The following is a 24,800-nucleotide window of genomic DNA, read 5'->3' on the forward strand; positions in this document are numbered from 1 at the left end:
GAGGTGGACTTATGAGCAAGCAGAAAATTCAAAAGGTATATCCTTTAACACCAATGCAAGAGGGCATGCTGTATCATGCCATGCTAGACCCTAATTCCTCCTCTTATTTCACACAGCTTGAGCTTGGAATAAGCGGAGATTTTGATCTCGATCTTTTTGAAAAGAGTCTCAATGAACTCGTACGGACATATGACATTCTGCGTACAGCCTTTGTCTATCAGCAATTACAAAAGCCTCGTCAGGTTGTACTGGCTGAACGTCATTTAAATGTGTATAGAGAAGATCTATCTCATCTGAATCATCAAGAGCAGAAAAAGGTATTGGATCAATATAAAAAGCAAGTGAGAAAGCAAGGATTTCACTTAACGAATGATCTGTTGTTGAAAGTCGCTGTTTTTCAATTAAATGAAAAAAACTGGCACCTGATTTGGAGCAACCATCACATTATTATGGATGGTTGGTCCATGGGTGTGTTGATGAAAAAACTGTTTCATTACTATGAATCTTATCGGAACGGCCGAACACCGGATCGCTCACAAGGTAAGCCTTATGCGGACTATATCCAGTGGCTTGGAAAACAAAACAAACAAGAAGCGGAAGACTATTGGACGGAGCGGCTGGATGGTGCTGTTCAGCACCAAGGGCTGCTGCAGCAAAAAGAAGCGAACGGACAATATGATCATCGGGAATGGACGTTTACATGGGACGCTCAAACGGTACAAGCCATTCAAGATGCGGCAAGACAATGCCAAGTGACAGCACCGAACCTTTTTCAGGCTGTCTGGTCCGTTCTTTTAGGCACCTATCATGCAGCAGATGATGTCACATTCGGAACAGTCGTATCAGGCAGACCTCCAAGTGTGTCTGGGATTGAGCGGATGGCAGGGCTGTTTATCAATTCGATACCAGTTCGGGTGACATTGGATCAGGAGCAGACCTTCAAACAGCTGTTTCAAACGGTTCAGCAGCATGCACTGGAAGCAGAAAACTATGATTTTATGCCGCTTTATGACATTCAGCAGAAAACAGCTGCTGGAGGAAAGCTCTTTGATCATTTGGTTGGGTTTGAAAACTATCCTTTAGATCAGGAGCTGTCTGGTGACACCATGTCTGCACGTCTCGGTTTTGCCATTGATGTAAAGGACGGATTTGAACAAACGAATTTCGATCTCAATGTCCTTGTCTATCCTGGTGAAACGTGGACATTGACATTCAAATACAATGCGATGGCTTTTGAAGAAAAGGTCATTGAAAACATATCCAAACATCTGACCAATCTCATGAAGCAAATCATTCACAATCCTGACGTACGTCTTCATGAAGTGACATGTATTACAGAAGAAGAAAAGCAGCAAATTGAAGCATGGAACCAGACGGAGCGAGATTATCCGAAGCATCTGTCCATTCCTGAGCTGCTCGATGAACGTATCAAGGCGCAGCCTGACCATCCGGCATTAGTCGAAGGCATGCGAACATTCACATACGAGAAGCTTGGACAAGAAATCCGTCGTTTAGCCAGCAGTCTTGTTAAAAACGGCGTTCAGCCGGGGGATGCTGTGGCGGTATATATGAACCGGTCAGCAGATGCGGTGATCTCTATTTTGGCCATTTTACATGCAGGGGCTGCTTATGTACCGATTGATCCTGCTCAGCCTGAGGAGAGAATCCATTGGATGCTTGAAGACAGCGGTGTATCCATTTTGCTCTATGCTGACAGCCAGCCGCCAGTTGATGAAAGCATCAAAGCTGTTTGTGTGACCGGCATGTCTCATCACTCACAAGCAGAGTTATCAGTCGAGACGTCTCCATCTCAATTGGCATATATCATGTTCACATCGGGATCAACTGGACGGCCAAAAGGAGTTCAAATTGAGCATCAGCATATTGTGAGGTTAGCATGCTCTCAGGAAAAAATAGGCTTGAACACGTCGGATCGTATGGCGCATACAGGAGCTGTCAGCTTTGATGCGATTACCCTTGAAATCTTCACTACGCTTCTGAATGGGGCGACGCTTTATCCTGTTGACCGTGATACTTTATTGGATATTCACCGATTCGAACAATTTATCCAAACACATCAGATCACAGCGCTCTTTTTAACGACTGGTTTATTTAATCAGCTCGCTCAGCAGCGGCCGCAAATGTTCAAAGGGTTAAAAACATTATTCACCGGCGGTGATGTGATCAATGTAAAAAGTGCGGAGCTTGTGAAAAAGCATCATCCGTCAATTACCTTGCTGAATGTCTATGGCCCAACTGAAAATACAACCATCTCGACCATTTACGAAGTAAGAGGAGATGAAGCGGGCCCGATCCCAATTGGTCAGCCGATCAATCATACGTCAGCTTATATTTTAGATGACTATCAAAGACTTCAGCCAATTGGAGCCCCAGGAGAGCTGTATGTGGGCGGGGATGGTGTTTCAAGAGGGTACATCAAACGTCCAGATTTGACTGATCAAGTATTCATGGCAGATCCTTTTAAGCCGTCAGGACGGATGTATCGAACGGGGGACTTGGCTAGATATGGTGCAGATGGTCAGATTGAATTCCTCGGCCGTGCCGATGATCAGGTGAAAATTCGTGGCTTCCGTATTGAGCTTGGTGAAATTGAATCAGTGCTTCACCAAGAAGCGGGGATAGATGAAGCAGTTGTACTTGTTCAGCAGCTTTCTTCAGATGAAAAGGAAATCATCGCTTACTTCACAGGGTCACTGACAGAAGAAGAGGTACGAGATGTATTCAATCAAAAACTGCCAGCTTATATGGTGCCGCACCATGTGATGAAGCTGGATACCTTTGCACTGACTTCGAACGGGAAGGTAGATCGAAAAGCTTTACCTAAGCCTGACGATGTGCATCGCGAGGAAATCAAAATCATTCTGCCTGAGACTGAGACAGAAAAGGCACTCGCTGACATTTGGGAGGAGCTTCTTGGGAAAACGGTTGGGGTAGACGAGCATTTCTTTATGGCTGGCGGGCACTCGCTTAAAGCGATGATGATGTCTGCAAAGGTTCAAGAAGTGCTTCAAAAGGAAGTGCCGATTCAAGTGATTTTCGAGAAGCCGACGATTCGCTCATTAGCGGCTTACATCGATCAGGATGGTCAAGAAGAAGCCGGACATCCTATTTTGCCAGCAGAGCAGGCGGACGAATATCCGGTATCACCAGCTCAGCGCCGTTTATATATTTTGCAGACACTTGAACCTGACAGCACGAATTATCATATTCCGATCGTCTTAACGCTTGAAGGAACACTCGAATATCAGCGGCTCAAATCAGCATTTAATCAGTTAATCCAAACACATGAAATCTTAAGAACGAGCTTTCATATGAACGGGGAAGACATTGTCCAAAGGGTGCATGAATGGACTGAATTTGACCTTCCTGTTCATCACATCAAGGAAGAAGAGGCGGAGGCATTTCTTACTGAACGTCAATCGCCATTTGATTTAACAGCAGCACCCCTTTTGCGAGCTCAGCTGCTGAAAGTCAGTGAGCATCGTCATCTTCTCGTCTTGGAAGCACATCATCTCATTACAGATGGCAGCTCCATGAAGACATTCATTCAAGATTTGGCGAAGGCCTACGATGGAGAAGCTCTTGCTGAACGAGTCCTTCATTATAAAGATTACGCTGTCTGGCAGCTAAGTGAAGAAGAAACGGAGAAACAGAAGGAGCATGAAGCGTATTGGCTGAAGCAATTTGAAGGAGATTTACCGGTTTTAGAGCTACCAACTGATTATCCGCGTCCAGCGGAACGTGATTTTTCGGGAGAACGATTCATGTTTGGCTGTGATCAAGCAACGACTCAGCGCATTCATGAGCTGCTTCAGAAAACCGATACGACCATGTATATGTTCTTGTTATCCGCCTTTCAAGTGCTTCTTGCCTCCTATAGCGGGCAGGAAGATATCATTGTGGGTTCGCCTGTTGCTGGACGGACACACCCTGATATCCAGGACATGCCGGGGATGTTTATCAACACCATTGCGATGCGCGGAAAACCAGAACAAACCAAAACATTTTTACAGCTGCTTGAAGAAATAAAAGAAACAAGTGTTGACGCTTTTGCACATCAAAGCTATCCGCTCGAAGAGTTAATTGCACATCTTCCATTAGACCGTGATACAACTCGGAGCCCGCTTTTTAGCGTGTCATTTAACATGCAGAACATGGAGGTACCGGCGCTAAAGCTCGGCGATCTGCACATTTCGCCTTATGCCATTCAGCATCACTCGGTCAAATTTGATCTATCTTTAGAAGCATTTGAACGCGAGGGAGCATTAAAGCTGAGCTTTGACTATGCAGCGGCGTTATTTAAAGAAGAGACCGTCCGACGTTTTGGAACTCATCTCCTGGCGATTATTCGTGAGGCAGTTCGTCATCCAGAGGAACAGATCGGCTTGCTCCATATACTGGATCAGCAAGAACAAATAGAGCGTCTGGAGAAAAAAGCCAAAGGACAAACGAATCATCATGAGCCATTCCATGTCCAATTTTCACGTCAGGCGAAGGAAACACCGGATGCTATCGCCGTCATGGATGATCAAAGAAAACTCACCTACCGCGAGCTTGAGGATATGTCATATGCACTTAGCTGTGAGCTTAAAAAACGAGGCGTAGAGAAAGAACAAACTGTGGCACTGATTCTTGACCGCTCTGTCTATGTCATCGTCTCCATGCTCGGTGTGATGAAAGCAGGAGGAGCGTTTGTTCCGATTGATCCAGCCTTTCCGGCTGAACGAATCCGCTACACATTAGAGGATTCAGGTGCACAAGTCATCGTGACAAATGAGTCTCTAGCAGATTCCTATCAAAATCATAAGTCGATTCAAGTGGTGCAGGTTGAACAAGCAGTGCATCAAAGCCATCCACTAGAATTGCCGGAAGTATCGGTTGATCAGCTCGCTTATGTCATTTACACATCTGGGACAACGGGGAAGCCGAAGGGTGTACAGCTCACGCATCGTAATCTATCACACTATGTCAGCTGGCTGATAAATGAGGTGACATTGCAGGAATGTGATCGGACGGCACTGCTTTCTTCTTATGCATATGATCTTGGTTACACAAGCATTTTCCCTGTTTTAAAAGCAGGGGGGACACTCTATGTTCCTCGTGAAGACGTGTATACAGACCCTGTACGTCTGATGCGGTTGATTGATGAACAAGAGCTGACTTATATCAAAATGACACCATCCTTATTTCATATGATGGCAGATTCTAAGGAACATTCATTTAATGCTTTACGCCTGGTGGTACTTGGAGGAGAACCGGTGATCCCTGAGGATGTTGAAACATTTATGATGCAGCATCCATGCGTGGCAGTCATGAACCATTACGGTCCGACTGAGACAACCATTGGTACAGTGACCAAGCTGATCACACCGCAAGAGCTGGACGCTTTGAAGGAACGATCTTTGATCGGACAGCCAATTGCTCACACAAGAGCGCTCGTATGCAATCAGCAGCAGCGCCTTGTCCCTTATGGCGCGCCGGGAGAGCTTTATATATCTGGAGAAGGCGTGTCGAGAGGATATTTGAATCAGCCTGAATTAACAGCGGAACGTTTTCTTGAAAATCCATATGATCCTCAAGAGAGAATGTATCGCACAGGGGATTTAGTCAGACAGCATGCAAATGGAGATATTGAGTTTCTTGGAAGAGTCGATGATCAAGTGAAAATCCGCGGCTATCGCATTGAGAAACAGGAAATTGAGCATGCCGCACGTGCTCTGGCATCTATTCAAGAAGTCTATGTAAAAGTCCTGCACCTGTCTGGGTTGCCGGAGCTTGCACTCTATTACACAGCGCCAGAACACATTGGAACACTGACGTTTAGAGAAAATCTTGCGAAGACACTGCCGAATTATATGATTCCAACGTACTTTGTGAAAGTCGATCACATTCCACTCACCCAAAACGGAAAGGTGGATGCGAAGTCTTTGCCGCTTCCGCATGAGGTGCATATGAACCGTACGGCGCATGTGGCACCAGAAACGGAACTTGAGCAGGCGCTGTGTGACATTTGGTCAGAAGTTCTTGGGGTTGAACAAATAGGTGTTCATGACCACTTCTTTGAATTGGGAGGTCATTCCCTCAAGGGCATGGTGCTCATTTCGAAGGTGCAGGCAAAGCTGAACAAGCATGTGCCGCTCAAAGTCCTTTTTGAAAAACCAACCATACGGGCAATGGCAGCCTACTTGGAAGAAACAGATTCTTCGGTGGTGACATCCATTCAGCCAGCGGAAAAGCAAGATTTCTATCCCGTTTCTTCTGCTCAAAAGCGTATGTATGTACTGCAGCAGCTGCATCCAGAAGCAGTCACTTATCATATGCCAGCCGTTTTAATGATGGAAGGCAGCCTTGATGTGAAGCAGCTGGAAGCAGCGCTTCAAGCCTTGATCGACAGACATGAATCACTTCGGACAGCCTTTGTAGAAATTGACGGCGTACCCGTTCAAAAAGTCTATCGCCAAGTGCCGTTTACATTAGAGGTTGATGAAATAGAGGGCGATCAGGAGCAGTCTGTCATCGAGTCATTCATTACACCATTCTCATTACATCAAGCACCATTAATGAGGGCAAAAGTGGCGAAGCTTTCTGATGAGAAATATGTATTCATGATGGATATGCACCATATCATTGCAGATGGTGTCACACGCAGCCTGCTCATTCAAGAACTCGCAGAGCTGTATGAGAAAAAGACGTTACCGCCAGTTCAGCTGCATTACAAGGATTTTGCGGTATGGCAGCAGGAAGAAAAGCAGCAGGCGCTGCTTGAGAAACAGCGGCAGTATTGGTTGGAGCAATATGCACAGCCGCCGGAAGACTTATCACTGCCCCTTGATTTTCCGCGTCCTCAAGTTCAGTCATTTGAAGGAGGGCGAGTCGATAGATGGTTGCCTGCTGAAAAGGTGCAGTCCATCAAAACGCTCATGGCGGAAAAAGGTGTGAGCTTGAACATGGTGATGCAAACGGCATTTGCTATTTTCCTTTCCAAGTTAACTGGGCAGACAGATATCGTCATAGGCGCAGTGACCGCAGGACGTACGCATGCTTCAATCGAGCGGGTTCCAGGCATGTTTGTCAATACACTGGCTCTTCGAAACGAAGTGCAGCCAGAAGAAACGACAGCGCAGCTGCTTGAAAAAATGAAAGATCGCAGCCTGTCAGCCTATGAACATCAAGAATTCCCGTTTGAGGAATTGGTGGCTCAGTTAGATCTTCCGAAAGACACGAGCCGCAATCCATTGTTTAGTGTCATGCTGTCAACAGATGACCGTGACCTGACGTTACCGAATTTGAATGGACTCAAGCTGTCGCAAAAGCAGCAAGATACCGTTCATGCAAAATTTGATATAACGCTTGGTGTATTTGAAGAAAATGACCAAGTGGGCTTGCGCTTTGAGTATGCGGCGGCCCTGTTTAAAAAGAGCACCATTCAGCGCTGGAGCATGTATATTGAAAAAATCATAGACGATATGCTGGCTAAGCTGAATCAGCCAATTTCAGCGCTATCTCTCATAACTGAAGAGGAAAAACGAGAGATGATCAATGAATGGTCAGGACCAGACCTAGACGTCCCGTTAGATAAAACCGTTCATGCCCTGATTGAGGCTAAGGCGCTTGAAGCACCGCACCAAAAAGCGGCAACCTTCTGCGGAACGAGCTGGACGTATGATGAGCTGAACCATCGGGCGAATACAGTCGCTTCAAGACTTATCGCAAACGGCACAAAACCAGGAGACCGCGTCGGTATTCTCACCCGCCCATCTCTTGATATGACAGCCGCTGTCCTTGGTGTCCTCAAGGCAGGTGCGGCATTTGTTCCGATTGATGCAGATTATCCAGCGCAGCGTATTGCCTACATGCTGGAAGACTGCGGGGCAGAGGTACTTCTAATGCAAAAAGGACTTACTGCACCATCTTCCTTTACAGGTCAATTGCTGTTCATAGAAGATGCGGTAGAAGGAGAAGCTCACGAAATTCAGGTTCATATCAAACCAACAGATCTCGCTTATATGATTTACACGTCTGGGACGACGGGACAGCCGAAGGGTGTCATGGTCGAGCACCAGTCTCTTGTGAATCTTGCGTTCTGGCACAATGATGCGTTCCAAGTGACGCACGAGGATCGAACTGCGAAATATGCCGGCTTTGGCTTTGACGCTTCCATTTGGGAGATGTTCCCGACGTGGATCGCTGGCGCAGAACTGCATATCATCGACGAAGCGATTCGTCTTGATATGATCAAGCTCAACGCATATTTCAATGAAAAAGGGATCATCATTGCCTTCCTGCCAACGCAGTTATGCGAGCAGTTTATGTCAATGGACAACCATTCTCTGCGCTACTTACTGACAGGTGGAGACAAGCTGAAACAGGTAAAGCCAGTCCCATACAAACTAGTGAATAACTACGGTCCAACTGAAAATACAGTCGTAGCGACAAGCGGAATGATCGATCCAGAACAAGGCACGATTCCGATAGGAACAGCCATTGCCAATACACGTTTTTACATCATGGGTTCTTTATACGACCTGTCGCCGCCAGGCGTACCAGGTGAGCTCGTGATTGCAGGAAAAGGACTGGCAAGAGGCTACTGGAATCTTCCAAATGAAACCGACAAACGATTTGTCCCAGATCCATTTTATCCAGGCGAGCGCATGTACCGCACAGGCGATTTAGTGAAATGGACAGAGGACGGCGAGCTGATCTATCTCGGCAGAATAGACCATCAGGTCAATATCCGCGGCTTCCGGATTGAACTGTCAGAAATTGAAGCGCAGCTCCTGACGCTGGATTCGGTCAAAGAAGCCGTCGTGACAACGGTCAAAGATGCGGGTGATCACGACGCCCTTGCCGCTTACGTAATCACGAAGAACGATACAGATACAGAGAACTTTAAAGAAAGCCTAAAACGCACGTTACCAGAATACATGGTGCCATCATGGATCATAAAACTAGACCAATTTCCAATGACGGCCAATGGAAAGGTCGATCTCAAAGCATTGCCAGCTCCTGATATCGAAGCGAATCAAACGGTATACGAAGCACCAAGAGACGAAGTGGAAACCCTGCTTTGCGGCATTTGGGAAGATGTCCTTGGCGTCAGCCAAGTCGGCATCCACGATCACTTCTTCTTCCTTGGTGGAGATTCCATTAAAGGCATCCAAATGGCAAGCAGACTCACGCAAGCGGGCTGGAAACTCGATATGAAACTTCTATTCCAGTACCCAACGATTGCGGAGCTGCGCCCATATATCGAGGAAGCCGATCTTCTCACAGCCGACCAATCACCTGTCGAAGGAGAAGTCATTTTAACACCGATTCAACGCTGGTTCTTTGAACGAGCATTCAGCGATCAGCACCATTGGAATCTCTCGATGATGCTTCATGCACCAAATGGATTTGACCTTTCCATTACAGAACAAGTCATGAAAAAACTGCTTTCACATCATGATGCACTGCGTATGGTATACAAGCAGGATCATGGAGGCATCCTGCAATACAACCAGCGGGAGCTCACGGAACCGCTGGAGATTATTTCTCATGATGTCTCAAAAGAGCACGACGTGAAAAAAGCTGTTTCCACATATGCCAATGAGTATCAGCGTCAGCTGAACCTCGAAACAGGTCCGTTAATGAAAGTGATTTGTTTCCATGCAGAAGATGGCGATCATTTACTCATCGTGACACACCATTTAGTCATTGACGGTGTCTCATGCCGGATTTTACTAGAGGACTTTATGTCTCTATATCAGCAGGCAGCTCAGGGACAAAAGCTTGTCCTGCCGCTGAAAACTCATTCCTTTAAAGAATGGGCAGATGCCATTGAACGTTATGCACAGTCACAGCCTTTAAAAAGTCAGCAGGAGTATTGGGCAGAAATTGAAAGCAAACCATTAACCGCATTACCTGTTGATCATAAAGTGACAAAAAGAAAAGTTGCCGAAACCAAATCAGTTCAAATGCAGCTGACAGAAACAGAAACTGAGCGTCTTTTGACCGATATTCATCTGCCGTACACAACGGAAATGAACGATATTCTTTTATGTGCTCTCGGTCTTGCTGTTCAAGAGTGGACAGGTGAGTCCCATGTACATGTGCAGCTTGAAGGTCATGGTAGAGAGGATATTTTATCAGGGCTGGATGTCTCTCGCACAATTGGCTGGTTTACGAGTATGTATCCAGTTGTTCTTGAAGCGAAGCCGGATCAGACCATAGCTGATGCTATTAAAGGAACGAAAGAAATGCTGCGGCGTGTGCCAAATAAAGGAATCGGCTATGGGATCTTAAAATACATGACAGCCGCTGAACCGTCAGGGCAGCACGTACATCCTGAAATCAGCTTGAACTATCTTGGACAGATTGATCAGGAAGTGACGACAGAACTCTTTGGGCCGTCGACTTATGATATGGGACGACAAGCAAGCCCTGATTCGGAAGCTGTTTATAAGCTGAACCTTAGTGGTCTTGTTCAACAAAATCGATTCATTTTATCTTGTTCCTATTGTGCAAGTGAATATGAAGAACAGACGATACAGCAGTTCATGGCATTGTTGAAGGGGAAAATTCAATCCATCATCACTCATTGCTTAGCGCAGCAAGAACGGGAATTTACGCCAAGTGACTTCTCTGCGGCTGACCTTGAAATGGATGAAATGGACGACATTTTTGACATGCTTGAGGAGAAATTGACTTAACAACACGAGATGAATCATAAAAAAGGAAGGGAGGATGAAATAGATGAGTCAATTTAAAAGGGATCAAGTTCAAGACATGTATTATCTGTCACCGATGCAAGAAGGAATGCTGTTTCATACCCTCCATCATCAAGAAAAGGGCTTTTATGTAGAGCAAATGGATATGAACGTTAAGGGCACACTGCGTTATGACTTACTTGAGAAAAGCATGAATATCATCGTGGAGCGGTACGATATTTTTCGTACCGTGTTTCTCCACGAAAAAGTAAAGCGCCCTGTCCAAGTTGTACTAAAAGAACGTCCTTTTACACTTGATGTTGTGGACTTGCAAGATCTTTCTGAAGACGAACAGCTTGAACGTATAGATAAATTCAAACAACAGGATCAGCTGAGAGGATTTGACCTCTCGAAGGATTCTCTCATGCGGGCGTCTGTTTTCCAAACGGGCCCTGCCAGCTATCGCTGGATATGGAGCTATCATCATATCCTTCTGGATGGCTGGTGCTTTGGACTTGTGGTGCAGGAGTTATTTGCGATTTATCATGCACTTTTACATGACATCCCTTACAAGTTAGCGCCGGTCAAACCATATAAAGAATATATAAAGTGGCTGGAAAAACAAGATAAGCAAGCATCACTTCAATATTGGCAGCAATCATTAGCGGGGTTTGATGGACAATCGACCTTTAAAGAGCAGCGGAAACAGACGAATGAACATGAATTAGGCGAAATTGAATGGTCCATGAGCAAAGAAGAAACGGCCGCTTTATCAGAGTTAGCGCTGCAGCAAAATGCGACGTTAAGCAGTGCGCTTCAATCAGTCTGGTCGGTTCTGCTGAGCAGGTATCAGCGGTCAAATGATGTGCTGTTTGGAACAGTTGTGTCAGGACGTCCGGCAGATTTGGCTGGCGTTGACAGGATGGTTGGGTTGTTCATCAATGTCATCCCAAGAAGAATTCAGCTGACAGATCACATGACATTTCGTGCGCTCCTGTCAGAAACACAGCAGCAGTCTCTTGCAGCCGAGCCGCACCAATATATTCCGATTTATGATATTCAAGCAAAGACAGGTCAGCAGCAGCTCATTGATCATATTGTTGTGTTTGAAAATGTTCCAGCCGCAAAGAAGGACGAGCAAGAGGCACGGTTAGGGTTCACGGTGGAGGACATGAATGTCTATGAAAAATCAAACTATGATCTCAATCTGCTCGCATCGCCTGGAGAAGAATTACTATTGAAGCTTGCCTTTAACCAAAGAGCGTTTGATCCTCAATTTGTTCATAAGTTAAAGGAACAGCTCAGCCTATTGATCAATGAGGCGGTCAAGCATCCCGATCAATCGGTTCATACACTCCCACTCGTCACAAAACAGGAAAAACAGCTGATTCTTGAGGAATGGAATGCACCTGAGCTTGAGCATGACCAGCTGTATTTATCGAAATGGTTTGAGCATAATGTCCGCAAACAGCCAAATGCAGTGGCGCTATCAGCAGAAGAGCAGACGATGACATATGCCGAGCTGAATGAACAGGCCAATCGATTGGCAAGGCATTTGCAAAAAAATGGAGCCGAACATCAAACGGTCATCGCCATTTTAGCCGATCGAACGCCTGATCTCATTGTCAGTCTGCTTGCTGTTTTAAAAGCAGGCGCAGCCTATGTGCCAATCGATCCTGATTATCCAGAAAGCCGCATTCAATACATGCTTAAAGACAGCGGAGTAACGCATCTTCTGACTCACTCATCCTTTATTGGTCAGGCGAAGGGACTCGCGTTTGATGGCACGTATCTGTTTGCAGATGATCAGGAGATTTCACTAATGAGCTCAGAGAATCTGCCGCTGGAAGCAGGTTTACACGATACGGCATATATCATGTATACATCAGGCACAACAGGTCAGCCAAAAGGCATCATGACCACCCATTCCAATATTGCCCGGGTGGTCAAAAATACGAACTACTTAACCATTTCAGAAACAGATACACTGCTGTCGCTATCCAACAGCGTATTTGATGGCTTTACCTTTGATGTATATGGTGCGCTTTTAAACGGAGCAAAGCTTGTCCTGCCGAAAAAAGACACCATTTTAGATATGCACGAACTGACGGAGCTGATTAAAAGAGAAAGCATTTCTGTCATGTTTGTTCCAACTGCTTTATTTAATCTTCTTATTGATGAAGAAACTGATTGGATGCGCAGTGTGCGCAAGGTGCTGTTCGGAGGGGAACGTGCATCTGTACAGCATGTGAGAAAAGCCTTTGATGTCATGGGGAAAGGCAGACTAATCAATGTCTACGGCCCAACTGAATCAACGGTTTTCGCCACCTATTATCCTGTAGATGAAGCTCCGCCGATCGAAGCTTATTCTATTCCAATCGGAAAGCCGATTAACCAAACGGGTGCTTATATATTGAGCCAGCAAGGACAGCTTCAGCCGATTGGAATGGTCGGAGAACTTTGTCTCAGCGGCAAAGGACTTGCGAAGGGATATTTGAACCGTCCTGATCTGACAAAAGAAGCCTTTATCACACATCCATTTGCTGCGGGAGAAAGGCTGTATCGTACGGGTGATTTGGCTTATTTTCGAGCAGACGGTCTGATTGAGTATGCAGGCAGAGTGGACGATCAGGTGAAAATTCGCGGACACCGAATTGAGCTGACAGAAATTGAAGCCCACCTTCTCATGCATCCAGGCGTAAAGCAAGCTGCCCTTATAACGGATCAGCATGGCTCGTCGCAGCATACAAGACTGCTCGCCTATATGACGTGTGAGGATGAGTGGAAGGACAAAGTGGATGTGATCAAGTCAGGGTTGAAGGAGAAACTTCCGGCATACATGCAGCCTCATGAGCTGATCAGACTTGAGAAAATGCCGCTGACACCAAATGGAAAAGTTGATAAACGTCAGCTGCCAAAGCCAGAGGCGCCTCAAGGAAACCGCCATGTGAAGCTTCCGGCCAATGAGGTAGAACAAAAGCTGCTTGTCATGTGGCGTGAAGTGCTTGAACGAGATGATATCAGTACAGATGACCATTTCTTTGAGATTGGCGGACATTCTTTAAAAGCGATGTCGCTTTTATCAAAGGTGTCGAAGGAATTCGATGTTCAGGTGCCTATTCACTTGCTGTTTGAGACGCCGACAATTGAAGCCATCAGCCGTTATATTCAACAGCAGGATCATGAAGCTGCCGGCTATCTTGTATTCAATGAATCTCAAACTTCAACAGTCTTTGCTCTTCCGCCATTACCTGGCTACGGCTTTATCTATCAGGAAGCCGCCAAAACGCTTGATAGCGTTCGTTTGATCGCCTTTGACTTTATTGAAGCTGATCACCGCATGACGCAATACGTTCATCATATCCAGCACCTTCAGCCTGAAGGACCGCTGACTTTGATGGGCTACTCTGGCGGCTGCTATCTGGCCTTTGAGCTCGTTCAATCGCTTGAACAAGCAGGACGGACGGTGGAAAAGGTCATCATGATCGATTCCTATAAGAAAATTGGAGAAAGTGATTTAGAAGGACGATCCATCGATGACGATATCGCATCGATTGTCCATCAATCAAAGCAAAGTGAACTTGCCCAAGGAGAGCTCGTTCAAGAAGCGCTTGCTCAAAAAACGAGGGCCTATTATGAAACATTTGTTAAGGGGGTGAATCAAGGAAAGATACAAGCAGATATTGATTTCATCCAATCAGAAGAGCAAATTGAGATTCCAGATTGGATGGATCATTGGGAAGAAGCGACCACCGGTGCTTATCGCTATTATCAAGGCTACGGTGAGCACGCTGACATGTTCAAAAACAAAGAATGTGCAGCTCAAAATGCCCAGCTGATCCAAAAGATAATTAATCAAAAAAATAGAGAAGCCGTTTTGTAAACTTTAGTTCAGGCAGGGGTGCATATTGGCAGCCCTGCCTGTCAAAAAAGGAAAGGAACTCATATGAAACCATCAATTATGAACGAACCAAATGTACATGAAACAATGGATACGATTTTACAAGATGTACAGAGAACCATTTCACAAACCAACGAAATCGAACGCTTCGCTGTTTTTTCTCGTGAAAAAACCATTCGACCGCGGCCATATCACCTCTCTCATTTATTTCTCGACAATCACATGGAGCAGGAGGCCGCAGCTGAATCGATACAGACGCAAACGGCTTCCCCTGCTTTAGCGGACATGCCGCCCGCCCTTTCCTATGGAGGGGATCTAGATGTTAACGCAGGAGCCCAAACCTTACAGGACGCCTTAACAGAGGCGGCAAAAACGACAAATGGTCTGACTTATATCGTCAATAGTGAGAATGAACTCACGCAATCCTACGCGCAGTTAAAGGAGGACGCTGAGCGGGTTCTGACAGGTTTGAGGGCATTAGGACTTGAACCGGGTGATCCTGTGTTCTTTCAGTTTTCATCCAATCACGCGATGGTAACAGCCTTTTGGGCGTGTGTGTTAGGCGGATTTGTTCCAACACTAGTGTCCGCTGCACCGACCTATCGGGAAATGAATGCCTCCGTGAAGAAACTTCATCATGCGTGGCACTTGCTGGAGCATCCGCTCATTTTAACAGATGACTCGCTGATTGATGAGGTGCAAGGCTTAGCTTTATTGTGGCATACAGACAAGTTACGTGTTGCAGCCGTTGAGCCGATGCTTTCTTTAGCAAGAGATATAGAAGCTTATCCCGCGTCACCGGATGATTCAGTCTTTTTTATCTTAACGTCTGGAAGTACAGGGATGCCCAAATGCGTAGAACATTCTCATCGAAGCGTGCTGGCGAATGTCAAAGGAACAGTGGCAGCCAATGGGTTTACACAAGAGGATGTGTCGTTAGACTGGATGCCTTTAGATCATATTGGCGGTATTGTGATGTTTCACCTAGTCAATGTGTACACGGGCTGTGAGCAGGTTCGGGCAAGAACAGATGATTTTATCGCTCAGCCGCTGCGCTGGCTTGACTGGATGGACCGCTACCGTGCAACGAAAACATGGGCGCCTAACTTCGCATTTGCGATGATCAATGATTATGAGAAAGACATTTCGTCAGGATCTTGGGATCTTTCTGCTATGACTTGTATGATCAATGGGGCAGAAGCGGTCGTACCGAAGACGATTCACCGATTTTTACACTTGCTTGCTCCGCACGGCTTAAAGGGAGACGTCATTAGACCGGCATTCGGCATGTCTGAAATCTCTTCAGCCGTTGTCTTCTCTTTTGCGATAGAGCGGGGAGATGAAAGCAGCGGGGTTCTAACCTTTGAGGAAACATCACTCACAGAGCAGCTAAGACCAGCGGAGACACGTGAGACAGGAACCGTCAGCTTTACAGAGCTGGGAAGACCGATTCCGGGTATCACGATTCGTATCGTGAATCATCAGCATGAGCTTCTTCCCGAAGATCATATTGGCAGTGTGCAAATTAAAGGGCCGACGACAATGAAGGGCTATTACAAGAATGACGAAGCGAATCAAGAAGTCTTTCAAACAGACGGCTGGTTTCACACGGGGGATTTAGGTTTTCTGCACGAAGGAAGGCTGACATTAACCGGAAGAGAAAAAGACATGATCATCATCAACGGGAAAAATTATCACAACTATGAAATAGAAGTCATTGCAGAGGAAATACCCGGCGTCGAAACGAGCTTTGTAGCGGCCTGTTCCGCCCGGATGGAAGCATCTGCATCCGACGAGTTGATTCTCTTTTTTACACCGAAGCTGTATGAACCTTCTTATATCATGAGGGCAAGTCAGGATATTAAATCCCATATTGCGACAAAAATGGGGCTGTCTGCATCGCGCGTGATTCCTGTCCAGAAGCATGCCTTTCCGAAAACAAGCTCTGGAAAAATAGAAAGGGCACAGCTTAAGAAGCGATGGCAGGAAGGCGAATTTGATGAAATCATCAAGGAGCTGGACATTAGACTTGAAAATGAACACACCTTGCCTGATTGGAGTTTACAAAAGGAGTGGACACCTGCTCCGCTTCATGAAGCTGAAAAACAAACAGCTGGGAACATGGTGATCTTTGCAGACACATTAGGGCTGGCAGATCAATTAAAATCCCTTTCAAGCAATGAACAAACGTATATTACGGTTGAACCGGGTCAAGCATTCACACAACTCACACATACACACTTCATCATCCACCCGAATCGGCCGTCTGACTACGAACAACTCTTTGAGACACTCCGTTCGTATGGCGTTTCGGTGAAACAAATCATTCACCTTTGGAACTACACAACTCAAGAAGACACACTTCATGCAGCGCTGGCAAAAGAAGCACAGAAAACTGGCAGCATGAGTGCCTTATATGTAACAAAAGCGATCGCTGCCTATGAGGAGCCGGTAGAGATCACCTTTGTCTCTGCTCATGCGATGAACTTGCCGGAAGATCAAACACATGATGTGGAGAAAGCAACGACAGCAGGACTGATGACAGCTGTTCAGCATGAATGGCCGTTTATCAAGGTGCGATGCCTTGATTTTTCTCTGACAGAACCGGATGCTGACCGTTCTCATGCATCATCGATCATGACAGAGCTTACACATGACACAAGCCATCATATCGCTGCTTATCGCGAAGGTGTTCGTTATACTCCTCTTTTAACACCGCTTCATCTAGAAAAAGAACAAAGGGTGAAGAAACCGCCATTTGAATCTTCCGGGCTTTATGTGATGACAGGAGGGGTTGGCGGCATTGGACGAATGCTGAGTGAGCACCTGCTGACATCCTATCAAGCGCATCTTGTGCTGGTTGGAAGAAAGGCGCGAGAGGCTTTATCTGCGGAGCAGCATGACGTATTGATTTCACTTGAGAATCTAGCGGAAAAGCGCGGCGGCACAGTTCTTTATGAAAAAGTAGACATTACTGACGCAAAAGCCATTGAAACCCTGATCTCAAGAGAGGAGACGGCTTTAGGCAAAAGGCTGCATGGCGTTATTCATTTCGCTGGCATCATTCAAGAAGAGCTGCTTCGTGACATGACGTCTGTTTCATTACATGCGATGTACGAAGCGAAGGTATATGGCACGATTTCGCTTCATGAAGCAGCATCTAAACGGCACAATGTCTTATTCCTTTCCAGCTCGTCAGCTCGAACGTTAAAGGGCGGGATGACCGTTGGCGCTTATTGCGCAGCCAATGAGTTCGTTGAACAATTTGCTCATTATCAGAGGCTGACATCTACTGTAAAGCCGTATTGCTTTAGCTTTAGCATGTGGGATGAGACCGGAATGAGTGAAGGCTCAATGATCAAAGGCATGCTAAAAGAAAGAGGTTATCTCCCGATTCCAAAACGGGCGGGCATTCAAACAATGCTGGCATGCTTGATGACAGATGCTCCTCTCATTTATATCGGGCTGGATCGGTCGAAGCAGGAAATTCAAGAGATGATACAAGGGGAAATACAAACAGAGCAGGCCGTATATGTCTTTTTCAAAACCGATCAAACAAAGGCTTTTGAAGAAAGGCTGTATCAATCCATTTATACGTGTATACAGTCTCGTCTCTCTGGTGAATATTCCGTCCATCTATATCCTGAAGAATACTGGAAAGAAACAGAGGATGGGATGCCGGACGAAGTGCATTTCAATGAATTAATAAAAGAAAGTGGACAGGGTTCAGAGGACAGAGCACCTCAAACTAAGACGGAGAAACTTTTGGCACATATTTGGTCCGAACTGCTTGATGTCTCAAACATCAGCTGTGGTGATCATTTCTTTTTACTCGGAGGTCATTCGCTCAAGGCAACGCAAATGCTGTCTGCTGTTAGACAGAAAACGGGATTTGACGTGCCGCTCGCTGTTCTTTTTGAGCATACGAGACTTGGAGAGTTAGCCGACTGGATTGATTCACATGCCAAAGCCGATGAAGCGATTCCGATACGGAAAATAGAAAAGGGTCAGGAGCTTCCGATGTCCTATGCTCAGCAAAGACAGTGGTTTCTCTATCAATTACAGCCTGATCTGCCATTATACAATAATACGATTTCCTTTCGGATGAATGGACCTTTAGATGTGAAGGTGCTTCAGCGCAGCCTGCAGCAAATGTTGCAAAGGCATGAATCACTCAGAACATCCTTTGCAATGAACGGCGATGAACCGGTACAGATCATACATGAGCATATGACTCTTCCAGCGCTTGAGGTTGTCGATGTATCAGATCTTTCATCACAGGAAGAAAAAGAACAAAAAGCGGCTGAGTGGGCGAAAAAAGAAGCGGGCACACCTTTCCGCTTAGAGCATGATGCACTCTTTCGGGTGAAACTAATTCGGCTGTCAGACACAGATCATTTGCTGCTGATGTCCATTCACCACATCGTGTCAGATGGCTGGTCGATTGGCATTGCCGCAAAGGAGCTGTCCGAGTGGTATACAGCGATGATCGAAGGGAGGGAGCCTGATCTCTCACCGCTGCCGATTCAATATGCAGATTACGCACTTTGGCAGAAGGAGTATTTGACGGGAGAAACGCTTCAGAAGCAGCTTTCCTATTGGAAGGAGCAATTTGCGGTACCTGTGGAAGAGTTGATGTTGCCGTATGACTACACGCGTCCGGCCGTTCAATCCTATAGGGGAAAAACGAAAAAATACCGCTTGTCGAAGCCGCTGTCTGACCAGTTGGCTGCTCTTTCTCAGAAAACAGACAGCACCCTTTATATGACATTACTTTCGGCTTTCTCTACTTTGCTGCATCGATTGTCTTCACAGGATGAGTTTGTCATTGGATCCGTCATTGCCGGGAGAAATCGGACGGAGATGGAGCAGCTCATCGGATTTTTCGTGAATACACTGGCACTTCGGATTGATCATAGCGGCAATCCAGCTTTCACAGAGCTATTAGAGCGAGTGAAGAAAACAACAATGGGCGCCTATGCGCATCAGGATGTGCCGTTTGAGATGGTGGTAGATGAGCTGAATATTGTACGTGAGGCTGGCAAGCAGCCGCTGTTTCAGGTCATGTTTGTTCTGCAAAACCTGCCCCTTGAAGCTTCTCCGATGGGCGAGGCGACATCCGTTTTAGCCATTGAAGATAACGATACGGCTAAATTTGATCTATCCCTGTTTGTTTTTGAAGGGGCGGAGGGTCTTCAAGTAAAACTGGAGTATGATGCAGACTTATTTTCTGACGACACGATGGATCGGTTCCTTCGTTACTACGAGCAGCTGCTTGCGTGTATTTGTGAAAATCCAGCACAGCCAATCAGACAAATGAATTACCTGCCAGAGAAAGAGAGGGATCAGCTGCTTTATGAATGGAGCGGCAGCACAGAACAACCAGCAGGCCCGCTTCTCATCACAGAACGGTTTGAAGCGCAGGTGAAAAAAACACCTCATGCGATCGCCCTCGAATCTGGGGAAAAACAGTGGACGTATCAGGAGTTACAAGAGAAAGTCGACCGGCTTGCTGCTTATCTGCAGCAGCGAGGAGTGAAGCCGCATGAACCAGTAGGGCTTCTAATTGACAGGTCGCCTGAAATGATTTTTGGGGTGCTGGCGATTGTGAAAGCAGGCGGGGCCTACGTCCCAATTGATCCTGAATATCCAGATGCACGCATTGATTATATGCTGAGGGATACAGGTATTCAGCTGTTACTGACAAAAAATGAATGGCTGAAACAAGTCTCGATCAGTCAAACCGAGCTCATTTGTCTTGATCAGGGGTATGAAGAGTTTTTATCAGAGGCAGAACTCAAGTCTGCTGCTTTAAAACCTGATGGACTCGCTTATATCAATTACACATCAGGATCAACCGGTCAGCCAAAAGGAGTTTTAATTCCGCATCAAGCGGTCATCCGGCTTGTATGTGAAACAGATTATGTCACCCTTAATGAACAAACGCGTATTTTGCAAATCGCGAGCTTTTCCTTTGATGCCTTTACGTATGAAATATGGGGAGCCCTGCTCAACGGCGGAAGGCTGATACTGACCGATCGAAATACGATCTTATCAATGGATACACTGGCTGACACGCTGACATCTTACAAGATCACAACAGGATTTCTGACAGTACCGCTGTTTAACCGATTAACAGAGGAACATCCAGAAGCTTTATCTGGATTCGATGCATTATTGGTCGGTGGTGATGCTTTGTCAGCTGCTCATATCCGTAAAGCGCTGCCGTATTTACCTGAAGGTCTATTAAACGGCTATGGACCAACTGAGAATACGACGTTCTCCTGTGTGCATCACATTCGGGCAGTGGATGAGGGGCAGACCTCGGTTCCTATCGGTCAGCCAATTGCGTATTCACAGGCCTATGTACTAGACGACCAGCTGCAGCCGGTTCCGCAAGGTGTCATTGGAGAGATCTATGTAGGCGGTACAGGGCTTGCACTCGGATACCTTGGAGATGAAGAAAAAACATCGCAATCATTTATCCCGCATCCTTTCCAAGAAGGAGCGCGTTTATATAAAACAGGCGATATGGGCCGCTGGCTGCCAAACGGCATCATCGACTGCCTTGGAAGAATCGATCATCAAGTAAAAATTCGCGGACACCGCGTCGAATGCGGAGAAATTGAAGCCGCCATGCTGCGCTTTGAAGACATCATAGAATGTGCGGTCATTCCGCATCAGCATGAGAGTGGTCACAAGCGATTGATTGGTTATTTTGTCCAAAAAGGCAGCATGACTACGCAAGACATTCGTTATCAATTAAAAGAAATACTGCCAGATTATATGGTGCCAAGCCTATTAATAGAGCTGGAGGAACTTCCGCTCACGGCAAATGGCAAGGTAGACCAAAAACGTCTCCCGCCGCCAGAGTGGAGACAGGAAGAAGTGGACATACCGGCTGACAGGGCACTCAGTGAGGAAGAACGCTTACTGGAAAAAGTGTGGACTCAGCTGCTCGGTACGCCTTCGATTGGCGTACATGATAACTACTTTGAGCTTGGCGGGGATTCGATTATTGTCATACAAATGGTGGCGCGCTTAGCACAGGAAGGCTACGTCATTCAGCCGAGAGATGTATTTGAAAAACAGACGATTTCACAGCTGGCACTCGCTATGAAAAGGTCAGATGCTGCTGCGTCCTATGATCAATCGCCTGTCACAGGAGCTGTTCGTCTGCTTCCGATCCAATCATGGTTCTTTGAACAATCAATGACAAACCAAGATTATTGGAATTTATCAGCGCATATGGAATTCAAGCAATCCATACAGCTAAAGCAGCTGATACAGGTTCTCTCAAAAATTGTCGATCATCACGATATGCTGAGAGCGGTTTATACCAAAACAGCAGATGGCTCGTGGATTCAAACCATTCGTGCGCCTGGCATCACCCCTTGTGTCACCTTTTTTGATTTGACGAGTGTTTCTCATGAGGAAGCGCTGGAACAAATCCGCATGGAGACCGCCGCTTGTCAAGAAACGTTGTCATTAGAGCGGGGAGAAGTAATCAAAGCCATTCTTTTTCACACAAGTGATGGTACGTCTGAACTCTTTATCGCTGCCCATCATCTTGTGATGGATGGAATCTCATGGCGCATCATACAGGAAGACCTATTAAATGGACTGAAGCAGCTTGCGGCAGGGCAGGAAATCGCGCTTGCAAAGAAAACTGCGTCCTATCAGCAGTGGGCAGATGCTCTTTATGAATACGCGCAAACCGATCAATTACAAGAGCAGGTTCCTTTTTGGCAAAAGATCACGAGCCAAGAGGAAGAGGGTTCTCCTTTTCAAACACCTGCACTTTTCAATATAGAAGAACATGCAGAGATTTTGTCTATTCAATTGACGAAGGATCAAACAGATATTTTACTAAGGCAGGCATCACAAGCGTACCGAACAGAGGTAAACGATTTACTCTTATCCGGACTCACGCAAGCCGTTGGAAAGCCGCTGCTCATAACGTTAGAAGGGCACGGACGCGAGGATTTATTTGAACAGATGGATTTGTCACGAACAGTCGGATGGTTTACAAGCTCTTATCCTATTTTTATTCCTTTTATTCAAACCGATATTGAGAGACAAATCAAAGATGTTAAAGAAACCTTAAGAGCTGTGCCGCAAAAGGGAATCGGCTATGGCTTGCTTCAATACATGACAGCATCTCGTTTACTCAAAAAGGCAGCGCCGCAGATGAGCTTTAATTATCTTGGACAGTTAGATCAAATAGACGGTGAAGCACATCTTTATTTAGCAGATGAACGAAATGGACTTGTACATGATCCAAAAGCAGAAAGACAGCATTTGATCGATGTGTACGGATATGTTGTGAACGGTCAGCTTCAGATGAATTTTATGATCCATCGTGAACTGCTTCAGTATGAAGAGGTGCGCCTGTTACCTGAACGGTTCAAAGAAAAAATGGAGGATATTCTGACGCATTGTGTAGAGACAAAAGGCGGCTTTACGCCATCTGATTTTCCAATGGTTCAGCTGACGCAAAAGCAAATCGATGAGCTTCCAGATGGTGTAGTGGATGTGTATCCACTATCTCCAATGCAGCAAGGGATGCTGTTTCATGCATTATTAGATCAAGCGTCACAGGCGTATTTTGGTCAAGTGCATATGACACTCGAAGGCTTAACGGACGGCGCAGCCTATGAAAAGGCATGGAATCTGCTAGTAGAGCGTCATTCGATTTTGCGGACAACATTTGCTTGGGAAGGGCTAAAGGAGCCTGTTCAGTTGATTCAATTAGAAGGAAGTATTCAGCTCACTCAGCACGATGTGCGCCACCTGAGTGAAACGGATCAGAAGGAAGCCATTCAGCAATATTTGCAAACAGATCGGTCAAAGGATTTCAAACTAGAAGATACGGATGAACCGCTGATTCGTATTGCTTTATTCCATCGTGATGAAAACACATGCACGTTTGTTTTTAGCTTTCATCATATTTTAATTGATGGCTGGAGCTTGTTCAGTTTTATTGAAGAATCCTTTTCTTTGTATCGCTCTCTTGTGGATGAACGGGAGGTGGATCTTCCTGCTGTACGTCCATATAAAGATTTTATCGAGTGGCTGCAAAAGCAGGATCAAGAGAAGGCGCTAGAGTTCTGGAAAGGTTATATGTCAGGAGTAGAGGAGGCTACACCGCTTCCAGGAGAAGACGGGCCAGCTTCGGATCAAGAAGCAGGTGTTGATCAGCTAAGTATCAAACTAACGCCCGAGATGCAGCAGAAACTCGAAGAGATGACAGGCACGCAGAAGGTGACAATGAGCACCCTGATTCAAACAGCGTGGGGGCTGCTTTTGCATCTTCATTCAGGATCAGAGGATGTCGTGTTCGGAGTGACAGTATCAGGACGGCCGGCGGACTTACCACAGGTTGAAAGTATGACAGGCCTCTTTATTAACACATTGCCGCTCCGTTTGCCGATCACGCCAGAGTGGACCATTTCCAAGCTGCTGGCACATACGCAGGAAACAGTATTTCAGATGCGGGAATTCGAATATACCGTACTGCCAGATATTCAGCAGCTGACTCACATCCCGAATGGAGATTCATTGTTTAACAGTATTGTCGTGTTTGAAAACTATCCGATTGAATCTATCGAGCCTTACGGTATACGCATTTTAGACATTGCGAGTCATGAAGAAACGAACTATGACCTGACCCTTGTGGCAGTTCCGGGAGAGACGCTGGAGCTGCGGGTCACATACCGCTTCAATCAATATACAGAAAAGCAAATACAATCGCTGATGCAGCAGCTGATCCACACACTTGCAGCCATGACAGAACAAATGGAGACACCCCTCTCTTCCTTCACGATCGTGACGAATGAAGAAAAAGAGCGGATGATCACCGATTGGGCGAAAAACGCACAAGTCAGCGTGCTGTACCCAGATCAAGAAGAGGTCTATTCAGGTGTGCATGATCCTTCCTGTGAGACAGAAATATATGTCCTGAGCGAAGAGCATCAGCTCATGCCGGTAGGATTTCCGGGAGATATTTTTATCGGCGCAAAGGATATCAAAGCACTTTGCGGGGAGCTTGCCGATTGGATGGAGGCGCATAAAATTCCGCATCCATTCAAACATCAAACTGGCGAATACCTCTATCCGACAGGGGATGTCGGCGTTTGGACTGAAGAAAACAAGATTCAGATTTTGGATTGGATGTAGGAGGAGAAGAA

General features: G+C 46.1%; 3 protein-coding genes. All 3 read left to right on the top strand.

What is annotated here, in order from left to right; genetic code table 11:
- Positions 1 to 11 precede the first annotated feature (11 nt).
- The 3 genes from MHH65_RS01985 (at position 12) to MHH65_RS01995 (ending at position 24,789) form a co-directional block, all read left to right on the top strand.
- On the top strand, positions 12 to 10,712 hold the full coding sequence (locus MHH65_RS01985) for an amino acid adenylation domain-containing protein (protein WP_342497887.1): 10,701 nt from the start codon (positions 12 to 14) through the stop codon (positions 10,710 to 10,712).
- Between the two features lie 43 nt (positions 10,713 to 10,755).
- Positions 10,756 to 14,592, top strand: a complete 3,837-nt coding sequence (locus MHH65_RS01990; protein WP_098677308.1) for a non-ribosomal peptide synthetase — start codon at positions 10,756 to 10,758, stop codon at positions 14,590 to 14,592.
- A 63-nt stretch (positions 14,593 to 14,655) separates the two neighbouring features.
- Positions 14,656 to 24,789, top strand: coding sequence for an amino acid adenylation domain-containing protein (locus MHH65_RS01995; protein ID WP_342497888.1), 10,134 nt, complete (start codon positions 14,656 to 14,658; stop codon positions 24,787 to 24,789).
- Positions 24,790 to 24,800 lie beyond the last annotated feature (11 nt).

This window comes from Bacillus sp. FSL L8-0654, assembly GCF_038629965.1.
In the GTDB taxonomy this organism is placed as follows: domain Bacteria; phylum Bacillota; class Bacilli; order Bacillales; family Bacillaceae; genus Bacillus; species Bacillus safensis.

Excerpts from the sequence above, each read along its gene's own strand:
- MHH65_RS01985 (WP_342497887.1), top strand. The coding sequence starts at position 12 with ATGAGCAAGCAGAAAATTCAAAAGGTATATCCTTTAACACCAATGCAA.
- MHH65_RS01990 (WP_098677308.1), top strand. The coding sequence starts at position 10,756 with ATGAGTCAATTTAAAAGGGATCAAGTTCAAGACATGTATTATCTGTCA.
- MHH65_RS01995 (WP_342497888.1), top strand. The coding sequence starts at position 14,656 with ATGAAACCATCAATTATGAACGAACCAAATGTACATGAAACAATGGAT.